The sequence below is a fragment of the Limosilactobacillus antri DSM 16041 genome, from assembly GCF_000160835.1.
GTDB classification, from domain to species: domain Bacteria; phylum Bacillota; class Bacilli; order Lactobacillales; family Lactobacillaceae; genus Limosilactobacillus; species Limosilactobacillus antri.
On record NZ_GG700732.1, the window covers coordinates 31194 to 45791 of the forward strand.

Consider the following 14598-nt stretch of genomic DNA (forward strand, 5'->3'; position numbering starts at 1 on the left):
AGGTTCGAGCATGATGAAAAAGATTACGAAGTATCAAGGAAAAGACGTATTGGTGATTGGCTTTGGCATTAGCGGGCTGAACGCTGCCCGTCTGCTGGTCAAGCTTGGGGCGCGGGTCACCGCAAATGATCTGAAGGCCCCCAAGGACCCAGCGGTGGTCGCCGGCTTAAAGGAAGCTGGGATTGAAGTAATTACCGGCAGTAACCCCTTAAGCCTGGCCGACCGGGACTTTGCTGTTGTTGTTAAGAACCCGGGGATTCCCTACGATAACCCCCTGGTGGCGAAGTTTGTGGAAAAGGGTACCCCAATTATCACCGAGGCGGAACTGGGCTGGGAAATTTTTGCCGGGCACCTGGTCAGCGTTACCGGGAGCAACGGGAAGACCACCACGACCACTTTGACCCAGTTGATGCTGGCGAAGAGTTCGACCCATAACGTAAAGTATGCCGGCAACATCGGGGTATCGTTCAGCAAGGTGGCAGAAGACCTGGGGCCGGACGATACGCTGGTGACGGAGCTGTCTAGTTTCCAGCTGCTGGGGGCACCGACGATCCACCCGCATATTGCAATTATTACTAATATTTTTTCCAACCACCTCGACTATCACAAGACGCGGGAAAACTACATCAATGCCAAGCTCAATATTACCCGCAACCAGACGCCTGATGACTTTTTGATTATGAACTGGGACCGGGACGAGTGGCAAGAAATCGCTCGGCGGACCCGGGCCACGGTGGTCCCGTTCTCCCGGCAGAACAAGAGCCAGGCGGGCGCCTATGAAGAAGACGGTGTGATTTATTGGCGCGGGGAACGGATCATGGCGGCGAAGGATATCCGCCTGATCGGCCCGCAAAACGTGGAAAATGCCCTGGCGGCCGTTGCAGCGGCTAAGCTGAGCGGGGTCAGCAACGCGGATATTGTGAGCGTACTGACGACCTTTAGTGGGGTCCGCCACCGCTTGCAATACGTGCTGGATTACCAGGGGCGGCGCTTCTACAATGATTCAAAGTCGACCGACATCGAAGCGACAGAGGTGGCCCTGCAAGGCTTTGAGCAACCGGTAATCCTGCTGGCCGGCGGTCTGGACCGTGGCTACACCTTTGAACGGCTGGTGCCGTACTTTAAGCAGCACGTAAAGGGGATTATCGTCTTTGGCCAATGCAAGGATAAGATGAAGAATGCGGCTGAACAGGCCGGCATTCCTACCATCATTGAGAGTGAGAATGCCGTGACGGCGGTTCCGGAAGCCTGGAAGATCAGTGCACCGGGTGACGTTATCCTGCTGTCTCCAGCTAACGCCAGCTGGGACCAGTTCCCGAGCTTTGAGGTGCGGGGCGACCGGTTTATCGAAGCAGTTGAAAAGTTAACGGGTAAAAAGGAGAAGGATTAATGCGGTTATTAGTTTCTGGTGGCGGGACTGGCGGTCATATCTACCCAGCCCTGGCCTTAATTGAACGTTTGAAACAGGTTGAACCGGATACGGAGGTCCTCTACGTTGGGACCACCCGGGGCTTGGAAAATAAGATTGTCCCGGATGCCGGGATCAAGCTGGAAACGATGAAAATGCAGGGCTTTAAGCGTTCCCTTTCTTTGGAAAACGTGAAGACGGTGTACCTTTTCTTAAACTCGGTTCACCGGGCCAAGAAAATTATCCGGGACTTCAAGCCGGACGTGGTGTTGGGAACCGGGGGCTACGTCAGTGGGGCCGTCCTGTACGCGGCTGCCAAGCACCATGTTCCAACGGTCATTCATGAGCAGAACAGCGTGGTCGGGATCACCAACAAGTTTTTAAGCCGCTACGTGGACCAGATTGCGATCGCCTTTGAAGCGGCCCGGGCCCAGTTCCCCGCTGAGAAGGTGACGATGGTCGGCAACCCGCGGGCCCAGCAAGTGGCCGCCCAGGCGGACAGCGACTTTTCCTGGTCAACCTACGGCCTGAAAGATGACGTGCCAACACTGATGATTTTTGGCGGCAGCCAGGGCGCACCCAAGATCAACCAAACGGTTGTAGACGCGCTCCCGGAGTTTAACCGCCGCCATTACCAGGTACTGTTTGCAACCGGTCAGAAGCGCTATGACCACATCAAGCAGGAACTAGCGGATGTGAAGATTGGCGACAACGTCAAAGTGGTTCCCTACATCAAGGATATGCCGGCAAAGATGCCCAAGGTAGCGGCGCTGGTTTCACGGGCGGGGGCAACCACCATTGCCGAAGTAACCGCTTTGGGAGTTCCCACCATCCTGATCCCCAGCCCGTACGTGACGGCTAACCACCAGGTGAAAAATGCCCAGGCACTGGTCCGGAAGAACGCTGCGGTGATGATTACGGAAGACCACCTCGATGCCCGGACACTGCTTTTGCAGGCGGATAAGATTATGGAGAATAACGAATTACGTGGTGAAATGGCAACGGCTGCCAAGCAGCTCGGCAAGCCGGACGCAGCGGACCACCTGATTAAGGTCCTTCACCAGGCAATTGATGAGCACCGTTAAAGCGGAAAGGGGGGGCAGCCTTGGCACAAGATGATTTGTTTTCTGAACATCAGCGCTATTCACAGCGGTTGTCGGAAGTGGAAGAGCGCCGGGCCAAAAGTGCGCAGCCGGATCAGCCGCAAGAACGGATTGGGCACAAGAACCGGGGAATTAAAGTCTACCGGTACCTAACCAATGGCGAACGGGTGCTCAAGCTGATCCTCTTGTTTGGCGGCGTGCTGCTCCTGATGCTTTACGTGATTTCACCGCTGAGCAAAATTGACCGGGTGACGGTCAGGGGCAACCATGACCTCAGTGCAGCTGCGGTTGAGCAGGCGACCCGGGTCCAGCCGGGCCGGTACATCTGGGGCGTGATGCTGTCCCAACGGTCAGCCAGCCGGCAGGCCAACCGGCGGAATCCCCAGGTGGCCACGGTCAGTTATCACCTGCGCGGGCCGCGGGCGGTCCAGATTGTGGTTCGGGAGAACCCCGTCGTGGGCACGGTTGAGATTGGCCAGCGCGATTATAACGTTTTGGCGAATGGTCAGCTGAAGGCTGCTAAGGGTGACCAGAGTAAGATCCAGTATCAGGACTTTGACCACCACCGCCAGCAGCTGAAAACCACGGCCATGCAGCTTGGCCAGCTTAAGCCGGTCGTCCGGAACGGTATTTCCACGGTCTGCTACCGGCCGCAGAAGAATGCGCCGAACCGGCTGGTGATTTATATGCGCGATGGCAATACCGTTTATGCGAACCTCAACACGGTTGGCAAGAAGCTGGCTTACTACCCCGCAATTGCGGCAACGATGAAGGAGCCGGGGGTAGTAGACCTGCAGGTAGGGGCCTTTTCGTACAGCTATAAATCACGTGAACAGTGATTTTCAGAAAAAGCGTTTTTGAACGAGCAAAGATGTGGTAAAATCGATTTTAGATGTAAATAAAACACAATTTTTTTAATTAAGTATAATTGTTGCTTTTAGGAGGGTGCCGTTCAGATGGATAATTCAGAAGTATTTGTCGGGTTAGATATTGGAAGCACCTCGATTAAGGCACTGGTTTGCGAGAATGTAAAGGGCCAGTTAAAAGTCGTTGGCGTAGGGATTGCACCCTCTACCGGACTAAATCATGGCGTAATAGTTGATATTGATAAAACTGCCCACGCGATTTCACAAGCGGTTGCCCAAGCCGAGGAAAAATCAAATCTGACCATTAAAAAACTGATTGTGGGACTACCGGCGAACTACCTGCGGATGCAAAAGGTGCATGGGATGATTACGATTGCGTCGCAAGGTCAGTCACGGGAAATCGTCAACCGGGATGTGATTGACGTCGCTAAGGAAACGCTGACCCAAAACATTCCACCGGAGCGGACCGTCCTGGACCTGGTCCCGACTGAGTTTTCGGTCGATGGCTTTGGCGGGATTAAGGACCCCCGCGGGATGGTGAGTGTTCGGCTGGAGATGAAGGCAACCCTATATACCGGTCCCAAGACGATCATTCACAACACTAAGAAGGCGGTGCAGCGCGCTGGTTACGAGATTAAAGATTTTGTAATCGCCCCGATTGCGACCGATTTTAACCTCCTCAATGACGGGGAGCAGGATTTTGGGACGGTGGTAATCGACCTCGGGGGTGGCCAAACAACGACCAGTATTATCCACGACCACCAGCTCAAGTACACCTTTGTCGACCCTGAAGGTGGCCAATACGTCACCAAGGATATTTCCACGGTCCTCAACACCTCGTTTAAGAATGCCGAGCAGCTCAAACTGAACCATGGCTATGCGGACCATAGTTTAGCCGACGCGGACGCCAACATTAACGTCAACGTTGTCGGTAAAGACGAACCGGAACAGTTTACGGAAGAGTATTTGGCAGAGGTCATCGAGGCGCGGCTGCGGCAGATCTTTGAACGGGTTCACCAGCGTTTGCAGGCGATCCATGCGCCGGAGCTGCCTGGTGGGGTAACCATTATCGGTGGCGGCGCGGCAATGCCCGGTGTCAAGGAGCTGGCCCAGGAATACTTTGCCGGCAGTATCAAGGTTTACTCACCGCAACAGATGGGAATCCGGCACCCGGGCTATGCGACCGGGCTGGCTTTAGCAATGTACGAAAATCAGTTATCGGATGTTGACAAGTTAATAAAGCAAACAATTCAACAACCTGATATAATAGAAAGTCCAAGGGAAGAACCGGCAGCAAAGAACAATAGCCGCCAGTTGGTTCACCAGTGGTCTAATCAGCCACAACAGCGTTCTGGGGAGGATCGTTCCAAGAAGAAACGGTCAGCAGGACCAAAAGAAAACAAGCACTCATTTGGCAATAAACTCAAGGGTATGTTTGATAACCTATTTGACTAATTTCACGGAGGAAAGATTCTATGGACAACGAGACAAGTACAATGGAGAACGAATTTGCTGGTGCACGGATTAAGGTAATCGGTGTCGGCGGCGGTGGCGGCAACGCGGTTAACCGGATGATTACCGAAAAGGTGCAGGGGGTTGACTTTATCGTTGCCAATACTGATTTGCAGGCTTTAAACAGCTCCAAGGCATCCACCAAGATCCAACTGGGACCAAAGCTGACCAAGGGACTGGGCGCCGGCTCAAACCCCGAAGTTGGTGAAAAGGCCGCTCAGGAGAGCGAAGAAGCGATTAAAAAGGTCCTCGAAGGGGCCGACATGGTCTTTATCACTGCTGGAATGGGCGGTGGTACCGGTACTGGTGCCGCTCCAGTGGTTGCTAAACTGGCAAAGGACAGTGGGGCACTGACCGTTGGGGTTGTTACCCGGCCCTTCTCCTTTGAAGGACCACGCCGGGGCAAGTTTGCCATTGAGGGCTTAGACAAGCTCAAGGCCAACGTTGATACCCTGATTATCGTTGCCAACAACCGCCTGCTGGAAATGATTGATAAGAAGACGCCGATGATGGAAGCCTTTAAGGAGGCCGACAACGTTCTCCGTCAGGGTGTGCAGGGGATCTCTGATTTGATTGTGACCCCTGGATACATCAACCTGGACTTTGCGGACATTAAGACGCTGATGTCCAACCAGGGGGCCGCTTTGATGGGGGTTGGTTCTTCCACTGGCGAAAACCGGGCAACGGAAGCAACGAAGAAGGCGATTTCCTCGCCACTGCTGGAACTGTCCATTGACGGGGCTCAGCACGTCCTGATGGACATTACTGGTAGCGAGGATATGGCAATGTACGAAGCCCAAGAGGCGTCTGACGTCATCAAGCAGGCGGCGGGGACCAACGTCGATATCTCCTTTGGGATGTCCCTGGATAAGAACATGGGGGACGAGGTCCGGGTAACGGTAATTGCTACCGGAATCGATAAGCCGAAGAAGAGCCCGGCCCGGCCCGCTGCGCAAGCTAGTCGCCCGGCCCCGCAACAAGCGGCGGCGCCAAGCAGCAGCCAGCAGGAAACTAGTGAAAATCAGCCGGCTAATGACCCGTTTGACGGTTGGAACGACCCGACGGCAGACGTTAATAACAACACTAACGAGAACGTTGATAACCAGTTTTCACACGTTGACAAGCCCGAATTCAATGTCTTCAACGATGATACGGCTAATACAGACGACGGTGATGGTGCTAACTTATCAACCCCACCATTCTTTAAGAATCGGCGGAAATAGTTAATATGCAAAGGGGGAGTGGTTTAACGATCGGTTAGATTACAGCCCCCTTTTTGCGATTAGGAGGGAGAAAGCACAATGGCAGCAAACTTTTTGAAGAGCTTATTTGGTGACGATGACCTGGACCAGCAGGAGGAATACTACGAGAATTCCCAACCAGCGGGTCGCCAGGGGAATAATAAGGTTGTGTCCTTTAGCGAGGGCCAGGCTAGTCGTGCGGGCCAGATGACCAGTAAGATTTCTCTGTACGAACCACGGATGTATGCTGACGTGAAGCAAATTGCCTCCCAGCTGCTCGCTGACCGGGCGATTGTCGTCAACTTTACCCAGATGGATCCCAAAGCCGCGGCTCGGATGGTCGATTTCCTAAACGGGACGGTTTTTGCAATCAAGGGTGAAATGAAACGAATCGGTAAGGAAATCTTTTTATGTGCGCCGAACAACTTTGAGGTTTCCGGCAACCTCTCAAGCAATTTAAAGACCGAGAGCGACCACTTTAACGACTAAGGAGAATGCGATGCTGTTTGTACTCGGGGTGGTCAACACCCTTATCAATGCCTATATTTGGGTAATCGTAATTTGGTGCCTCTTATCATGGTTCCCGAATGCGCGGGGGACGCGCCTGGGCGAAATCATTAACCGCCTGGTGGAACCGTATATGCGCTGGTTTGACTTTATCCCACCCCTGGGTGGGATCAGTTTCTCGCCAGTTGTTGCGATTTTCGTGCTGTACCTTGTACAAAACGGAATTACTGCTCTGGGGCACCTGTTTGGTGTGTAGGATTAGCTGATGGAAGAAAATATTAAGCAACACTTCCGGCCGAATGAAGGGCCCTTCATCGACCAGGTAGCGGACTGGATTAGTACGGCCAGCAGCCAGTACCGGCCCGTGCTCACCGTATTTTTGAATCCGCGGCAGCGCTACATTGCACGGACAATGGCGAACGCAGCCGACGAGGTGAAGATGGCGAGTGCCGGGGGCTGGTCTGGTGCCGAGATGCAGCGGGTCCTGTTTTACCCGGCTTACTACCAGCCGACTGCGGCCGACTTCGAGCTGCGGGTGCTGGAGGTTAACTACCCGACTAAGTTTACGGAGCTCCACCACCGGCAGATTATGGGAACGCTGATTGGCGAAGGACTGGAGCGGTCGGCCTTTGGGGATATCCTCGGCGACCAGGGCCGCTGGCAGGTGGTCGTGACCACGGCGATGGCGAAGTATTTACAGGCGAACGTCAACCATATCGGCCGGGCCAAAATCAAGTGGCGGCCGGTAGAAACGGCGGACGTTCTCCATCCGGTTGAAGATTGGGAAGCCCTGACCACCACCGTTTCGTCCCTGCGTCTGGATGCGGTTGTGGCAGCGGGCTTTAATTATTCACGCAACCGGGCTAAGCAGCTGGTGGAACACGGTCAGGTCCGCCTAAATTGGGAAGAAGTTGACCGGCCGGATGAGCAGGTCGTAGTGCACGACCTGATTTCGGTCCGCCACGGCGGCCGGATCCGCCTGGATGAGACTCATGGCGTAACGCGCAAGGGCAAGGAAAGAGTAAGTTTATCTGTGGTTCATGCATAAAATGGAGGAATAATAATGGGGTTAACTGTCGAACAAATCAACAAGCAAGAGTTTTCAACCAAGATGCGGGGTTACAACCAAAACGAGGTTCAGCAATTTATGGCGACGGTGGCGCAGACCGTCCAAGAATTGACGGAGGAAAACCACGCCCTCAAGGAAACCGTTAAGGCAGACGAGGGCAAGCTGAAGTATTTCAGTGAACTGAAGGATTCCCTGAACAAGTCCATCCTGGTTGCCCAGGAGGCGGCGGATAAGGTCAAAAACAACGCTAAACGGGAAGCGGACATCATGATTCGTGAGGCCCAGAAGCAGGCCACCGACATTGTTTCGGAAGCCAACGAAAAGGCCAACCAGGTGATTGAACACAGCACCGAAGAAACCCGCAAGTTGACGACTGAAACTAATGATTTGAAGAAGCAGACCCGGATTTTCCGCCAGCGGCTCCAGGTAATGCTGGAATCCCAACTTGAGGTTGTCAAGAGCGAAGAATGGGACAAGCTCCTGGCCGATGAGGACATGGACCAGTACAATGAAATCCAAAAGATTTTGGGAAAGAGTCTTGACAAGGATTCCTCTGAAAGTGTAGAATCAACTGCAATTAGTTCAGACACTGATCAAGAGCAAGCGGTGATGGCCCAACAACCCGCAGTTGAACAAGCAGCTGCCGACGGTGATCCGGCTCCCGCTGCACCGGAAGCCGACCAGTCAGTACCGGCTGACGCGGGTAAAACGGTGGTTGTCTTCCCTGACAGTGACCAGAAGAAGGACTAGCAAACAACGAAATTACGCTAATAAAATGTTGAAGAGAAGTGAAGTGCCGGTACGGTACCACAGCGAGTCAGTGCTTGGTGGAAGACTGACGGATCCCCGACGCTTCTAATCATCTCAGAGTGCCAGACTGAAGTTAGTAGGCTGGCCGGCCCATGACCGTTATTCAATGATCTGAGGAGGCCCACCTGTTGGGCCTCGAAAATGGGTGGTACCACGTCAAGCTTCGTCCCTGTTTGGGGATGGAGCTTTTTTATTAGGGTCAAGATTAGTTGTGAACGAGAGAGGAGTAGATGTTATGCGGGTAAAGGATACGTTAAACTTAGGCCGGACCAAGTTTCCCATGCGCGGGAAGCTACCGGTTACTGAAGCGCAGCGTGAACAGCTGTGGGAGGAAAACAAGGTCTATCAGTTACGGCAGAAATTAAACGAGGGGAAGCCGTCGTTCGTGCTTCATGATGGCCCTCCGTACGCCAACGGGAATATTCACATTGGTCACGCGATGAACAAGATTTCCAAGGATTTTATCGTCCGCTACAAGTCAATGTCTGGCTACCGGGCACCTTACGTTCCGGGCTGGGACACCCACGGTCTGCCAATCGAACACCAGCTGACCAAGTCCGGCTATGACCGCAAGAAGATGTCCACGTCGGAATTCCGGGACCTCTGTCGGAAGTATGCCCTGGAGCAGGTTGACAAGCAGCGGACCGACTTCAAGCGGCTCGGGGTTAGCGGCGAGTGGGACCACCCGTACCTGACTCTGGACAAGGAGTTTGAAGCGGCGCAGATCCGGGTCTTTGGCGAGTTTGCCAAGAAGGGCCTGCTCTACCAAGCGAAGAAGCCGGTGTACTGGTCATGGTCTTCCGAGTCCGCCCTGGCGGAAGCCGAAGTTGAATACCATGACGTGGTTGCCAAGACGGCCTTCTTCGCGGAACAGGTTAAGGATGGCAAGGGCCGTCTGGACGACAACACCTACCTGGTAGTCTGGACGACGACCCCGTGGACTGTTCCAGCATCGGAAGCCGTAGCGGTGAACGCCAAGTTTGATTACTCCGTGGTTAAGCCAGCTAATGATGACCGTCAGTTCGTTGTCGCAACCGACCTGCTCGATGGCGTGGCTGACAAGCTGGGCTGGGAAGACTTTGAAGTGGTCGACCACTTCTCCGGGGCCGCCCTGGACGGAATGGTTACCAAGCACCCCTACCTTGACCGCGACATCCTGGTTGGGACGGCGGACTACGTTACGGCAGACGCCGGGACCGGTCTGGTCCACACGGCACCGGGTTATGGGGACGATGACTACCACTTTGGTCTTGAACACAACCTGCCGATTTTTGCACCAATCAACGACCAGGGGGTTCTGTCAAAGGAAAACGGGGCCGACTTCGCCGGCGTCTTCTACCAGGATGCCGATGACATTTCCCTAAAGAAGCTGGAGGAAACGGGTTCCCTGCTCCTGGAAGAACCGTTAAAGCACTCCTACCCATTTGACTGGCGGACCAAGAAGCCGATCATCTTCCGGGCGACCGACCAGTGGTTCGTTTCCATCGACAAGATGCGCCAGGACATCCTCGATGCCTTAGAAGACGTTAAATACCAGCCATCCTGGGGGAAGACGCGCCTGCGCAACATGATTCGGGACCGTGGCGACTGGGTAATTTCCCGGCAACGGGTCTGGGGTGTGCCGCTCCCAATCTTCTATGCCGAAGACGGGACACCAATCATGGAAGAAGAAACCATCAACCACGTGGCCGACCTCTTTGCCAAGTATGGTTCCAACGTCTGGTTTGACCGGGATGCCAAGGACCTCCTGCCAGAAGGCTACACGAATGAACACTCGCCCCACGGCAAGTTTACTAAGGAAACCGACATCATGGACGTTTGGTTCGACTCCGGTTCTTCCCACCAAGGGGTATTAGCCGAACGCGACTACCTGACCTACCCGGCCGACCTCTACCTGGAAGGTTCGGACCAGTACCGGGGCTGGTTTAACTCCAGTCTGATCACCAGTGTCGTTTGTTCCGGCAAGGCGCCGTACAAGGGGATTGTTTCCCAAGGCTTTACCCTCGATAAGAAGGGGAAGAAGATGTCGAAGTCAATGGGGAACGTCATTGATCCGAACAAGGTGGTCAAGCAGATGGGGGCCGAAATTATCCGTCTCTGGGTCATGAGTGCCGATACTTCTGCCGATGTCCGGGTTTCCATGGGAACCTTCCAACAGATTTCGGAAGCTTACCGGAAGCTGCGGAACACCTTCCGTTTCCTGCTGGCGAACACCAGTGACTTCAAGCCGACGGATGACACGGTTTCCTACGAGAAGCTGAACAGCGTTGACCAGTACATGCTGGTCAAGCTCAACCACTTCCTGAAGCAGATGCGGGCCGACTTTGACAATTACGACTTCCTGGACGCTTACAAGCTCCTGATCAACTTCGTCAATAACGACCTGTCCGCCTTCTACATGAACCTGGCCAAGGATGTCCTGTACATCGAACCAGCGGACTCCCACGCCCGCCGGTCCATGCAGACGGTCTTCTACAACATTCTGCTGACGATGGTTAAGCTGCTGACACCGATCCTGCCGCACACTGCCGAAGAGGTATGGGAGTACATGGACGAACCGGAAGACTTCGTTCAGCTGACGGAAATTCCGGATCCACAAAACTTTGCGAACGAAGCGGCCTTGCTGGAACAGTGGGACCGGTTTATGGATGTCCGTTCCCACGTTCTCAAGGGACTGGAAGAGGCCCGGAACGCTAAGCAAATCGGGAAGTCTTTGGAGGCGCAAGTAGACCTCTACCTCGATGACCAGCAGCAACAGCTGTTGACGGACCTTGATGAGGACGTTGCTCTGCTGCTCGGCGTTTCCGCGTTGCATGTTCACCCATTGGATGAAGCACCGGAAGCTGCTGACCACTACGACGATGGGGTTGCTGTCCAGGTAGCTCCGGCGGCTGGTGAGACCTGTGCCCGTTGCCGGATGGTCAAGGAAGACGTTGGCAGTGATGACGCCTACCCAATGCTTTGTGCTCGTTGTGCAAAGATCGTCCGGGAGCACTTCCCCGAAACGGTGGATGAAGGACTGGAAAAGTAAAGTTTATTTATAATCAGTGCTAGAAAGTGGTCAATCGATGACAGGGGAATTCTAGCGGTGTAAAATACCAAGTGACGTTCGTTGCTTGGTATTTTATTTAGTAGGTGAAAACATGCTTGAAGGTAAAGTAAAGAGCTTTGATGAGCAAAAGGGCTGGGGATTCATTACGGTTCCCCAGGAAGGCGAAATTTTTGTTCATTATAGCGGTATTGAGGGCCAGCACCGGCGGGTCCTCCATCCCGGCGATCGGGTTTCCCTGGTCGTGGTTCAGGGGAAGCGGGGCCCCCAGGCGGCCCACGTTCAGGTGATGAGCTAAGGAGGAACGGAAATGCAGTTTGAAGAACGACCGGTAAGCAGTGAGACCGTATTTCGCGGGCACTTAATCGAAGTAGAAGTCCAAACGGTGCTGACCCCCCAAGGCCGGCAGGCTCAGCGGGAAATCGTCCACCACGCCCCAGCGGTTGCCTTGCTAGCCCTGACCGCCGACAAGCAGATGATTTTGGAGAAGCAATGGCGGGCCCCAATTGCCAAGACCACCCTGGAAATTCCGGCCGGCAAGGTTGATTCACGCGACCAGGCGAGTGCAGATCACGCCGCCGTTCGGGAGCTGAATGAGGAAACCCGTTACCAGGCGGACCGGTTGACGAAGATTGCCGGTTTCTATACCTCGGTGGGCTGCATGGACGAATATATGACCCTTTACTTGGCGACCGGTTTGCGGCCGGTTGACCACGAGCTGCCTCAGGATGCCGATGAACAGCTCGCCCTGCAGACGGTGACACTGGACCAGGCCCTGGCGATGATTGACCGGGGCGAGATTGAGGACGCTAAGACCATCATGGCAATTTACTACTGGCGAGGGATGAAAAATGACTGAAGATAAGCAGCAATCATTTAGCGAGCGGCCCCTATCCCGCCGTGAATACCGGGAGCAGCTGGCCCGTCAGCAGCGTCAGGCGGGAAACGACCAGCCGGCAGCTGATGAAACACCGGTGGAGCCGGCGTCAAATATCGGCCGGCAACAGTTTGCAGACGAGCAAAAGCAGCTGACCGCGGAACAGAAAACGGCGGTGCTAAAACGGAAGCTCAATATTGCAATCATTATTTTGCTTGCGGCGATTATTGCCGTGTACTTGATTTTATTTTTTGTAGGCTAAAGAGGAGTGGAAAAATGCGATTTGGAATTATCTGCGCGATGCCCGAAGAAATTAAAGAACTGAAAGCGCAACTGACGAATGAACGGGTCAAGAAGATTGGCGGCAAAGAATATTACTTTGGCCAAATCAGCGGGCAGGACGTGGTACTGGTTGAATCTGGAATCGGCAAGGTCGAAGCCGGGATTACAACCGAACACCTGATTACTGACTGTGGTGCCGATGTGGTTATCAACTCCGGTTCGGCCGGCGGAATTGGCGAAGGGCTTCACGTGGGGGACGTCGTGATTTCAACGGCGACTGCCTATCACGACGTTGACGCGACGGCCTTTGACTACCAGTACGGCCAGCTGCCGGGAAAGGAAGCCCGGTTCACCGCCTCTAAGAAGTGGGGGGCGGCCCTGGCCAAGGCGGGGGAACAAACCGGCTTGACAATCAAGCAGGGCTTGATTGTTTCCGGTGACCAGTTCATCGCCAGCCAGGATGCGATCCAGCGTATTTTACGCCACTTCCCGGATGCCCTCTCCAGTGAGATGGAAGGGGCCGCTGTCGGTCAGGTAGCCACTGACCACCATGTGCCATACGTGGTGGTCCGGGCGATGTCGGATACCGGTGACGAAGGGGCCGGGGTCAGCTTTGACGAGTTTATCATTGACGCCGGAAAGCGGTCGGCGGCCATGCTGCTGCAGCTCTTTAAGGACCTCGCAGCTTAGAGAAAGGAACGGGACTGATGAAGGAAGTATACTTGGATAACGCGGCCACGACGCCGATGACGCCGGCCGTAATTGATGAGATGACCACTCAGATGAAGGAGAGCTGGGGAAACGCCTCGACCGGCTACTCCTATGGTCGGGAAGCAAAGCTAGTTTTGGAAAATAGCCGGCACGTCCTGGCCCAGAGCATCAACGCAGCTGATAACGAGATCGTGCTGACCAGCGGGGGAACGGAGGGCGACAATACCGCGATTATTCAGACGGCCATGACCCGGCAAAATCTGGGTAAGCACATCATCACCACCGCCATTGAACACGAGGCCGTCTTAAAACCACTTCATTTCCTGGAAGAACAGGGCTTTGAGGTCACTTACCTGCCCGTTGACGAGAACGGGAATATTTCATTGGCTGACTTCAAGGCGGCCCTGCGTGACGACACGATCCTGGTCACGATTATGTCCGGCAATAACGAGGTGGGCAGCCGGATGCCAATCCACGAAATCGGCGCAATCTTGCAGGACCACCAGGCCTGGTTCCATACGGACGCGGTGCAGGCGTACGGCTTGCTGCCAATTGACGTTAAGCGGGACCACATTGACCTCCTGTCGACCTCGGCCCATAAGCTTAACGGGCCCAAGATGATGGGCTTCCTCTACCGGCGGGACGGGATCAGCTTCCCGAGCTACCTCAAGGGTGGCGACCAGGAGACCAAACGTCGGGCGGGGACCGAAAACGTCCCGGCGGTCGCGGCCTTTGCCAAGGCAGTGGCTATTGATAACCCGGCAGAAAAGCGACAACGCCAAGAACGGTTCTACCATTTCAAGCAAAAGATTATCCAGGGCTTGCGGGACAACGGAATCGACTTTGCAGTCAACGGGGAAGTCAAGCCGGATAACCTCAACCAAATTTTGAATCTCTGGTTTAAGGGGATTTCCACTTACATCATGCAGACCGACCTGGATCTGGCGGGGATTGCCGTTTCCGGCGGTTCGGCATGTACGGCGGGAAGTATCGAGCCTTCCCACGTCCTGACCGCCATGTTTGGCGCGGACAGTCCGCGGATCAGCGAATCGATCCGGATCAGCTTTGGCGCCGTGAACACTGAAGAGGACATTGACAAGCTGGTTGCGGCCATCGTTAAGATTGTCAACCAGCTCAAGCAAACGAAGAAGGAGGCTGACTAG

Annotated in this window: 15 protein-coding genes; all 15 read left to right on the forward strand. The window is 54.4% G+C overall.

The features are described 5' to 3' along the window. Positions 1-13: 13 nt before the first annotated feature. On the forward strand, positions 14-1390 hold the full coding sequence (gene murD, locus HMPREF0494_RS00220) for a UDP-N-acetylmuramoyl-L-alanine--D-glutamate ligase (RefSeq protein WP_040458733.1): 1377 nt from the start codon (positions 14-16) through the stop codon (positions 1388-1390). Beyond that, complete coding sequence (gene murG, locus HMPREF0494_RS00225; RefSeq protein WP_007122878.1) at positions 1390-2493, forward strand: undecaprenyldiphospho-muramoylpentapeptide beta-N-acetylglucosaminyltransferase; 1104 nt, start codon at positions 1390-1392, stop codon at positions 2491-2493. Before murD ends, murG begins: the two co-directional genes overlap by 1 nt. Before the next feature lie 20 nt (positions 2494-2513). After that, positions 2514-3350: a cell division protein FtsQ/DivIB gene (locus tag HMPREF0494_RS00230; RefSeq protein ID WP_040458598.1), complete on the forward strand. Its 837-nt coding sequence runs from the start codon at positions 2514-2516 to the stop codon at positions 3348-3350. 117 nt (positions 3351-3467) lie between these two features. Continuing rightward, entirely contained in the window at positions 3468-4832 is a 1365-nt protein-coding gene (gene ftsA, locus HMPREF0494_RS00235; protein WP_007122880.1) for a cell division protein FtsA, read from the forward strand. Between the two features lie 20 nt (positions 4833-4852). Further along, positions 4853-6112, forward strand: a complete 1260-nt coding sequence (ftsZ, locus tag HMPREF0494_RS00240) for a cell division protein FtsZ (protein WP_007122881.1) — start codon at positions 4853-4855, stop codon at positions 6110-6112. A gap of 78 nt (positions 6113-6190) precedes the next feature. Next, the gene (locus HMPREF0494_RS00245) at positions 6191-6619 is read left to right on the forward strand and encodes a cell division protein SepF (protein WP_007122882.1); all 429 of its coding nucleotides are present in this window, start codon (positions 6191-6193) and stop codon (positions 6617-6619) included. Between the two features lie 10 nt (positions 6620-6629). Next, positions 6630-6893: a YggT family protein gene (locus HMPREF0494_RS00250; protein WP_007122883.1), complete on the forward strand. Its 264-nt coding sequence runs from the start codon at positions 6630-6632 to the stop codon at positions 6891-6893. Positions 6894-6902: 9 nt separating this feature from the next. Then, entirely contained in the window at positions 6903-7685 is a 783-nt protein-coding gene (locus HMPREF0494_RS00255) for a YlmH family RNA-binding protein (protein ID WP_007122884.1), read from the forward strand. A 15-nt stretch (positions 7686-7700) separates the two neighbouring features. Beyond that, complete coding sequence (locus HMPREF0494_RS00260; protein ID WP_007122885.1) at positions 7701-8456, forward strand: DivIVA domain-containing protein; 756 nt, start codon at positions 7701-7703, stop codon at positions 8454-8456. A 295-nt stretch (positions 8457-8751) separates the two neighbouring features. Beyond that, positions 8752-11547: an isoleucine--tRNA ligase gene (ileS, locus tag HMPREF0494_RS00265; RefSeq protein ID WP_007122886.1), complete on the forward strand. Its 2796-nt coding sequence runs from the start codon at positions 8752-8754 to the stop codon at positions 11545-11547. 112 nt (positions 11548-11659) lie between these two features. Then, positions 11660-11863, forward strand: a complete 204-nt coding sequence (locus HMPREF0494_RS00270; RefSeq protein WP_007122887.1) for a cold-shock protein — start codon at positions 11660-11662, stop codon at positions 11861-11863. A 12-nt stretch (positions 11864-11875) separates the two neighbouring features. Further along, positions 11876-12424, forward strand: a complete 549-nt coding sequence (locus HMPREF0494_RS00275; protein WP_007122888.1) for an NUDIX hydrolase — start codon at positions 11876-11878, stop codon at positions 12422-12424. Next, positions 12417-12704, forward strand: coding sequence for a hypothetical protein (locus HMPREF0494_RS00280; RefSeq protein WP_007122889.1), 288 nt, complete (start codon positions 12417-12419; stop codon positions 12702-12704). The genes HMPREF0494_RS00275 and HMPREF0494_RS00280 overlap by 8 nt, the downstream gene beginning before the upstream one ends. Positions 12705-12718: 14 nt before the next feature. Continuing rightward, positions 12719-13414, forward strand: coding sequence for a 5'-methylthioadenosine/adenosylhomocysteine nucleosidase (locus HMPREF0494_RS00285; RefSeq protein ID WP_007122890.1), 696 nt, complete (start codon positions 12719-12721; stop codon positions 13412-13414). Between the two features lie 17 nt (positions 13415-13431). After that, a complete protein-coding gene (locus HMPREF0494_RS00290; protein ID WP_007122891.1) occupies positions 13432-14598 on the forward strand; it encodes a cysteine desulfurase family protein in 1167 nt (388 codons plus the stop codon).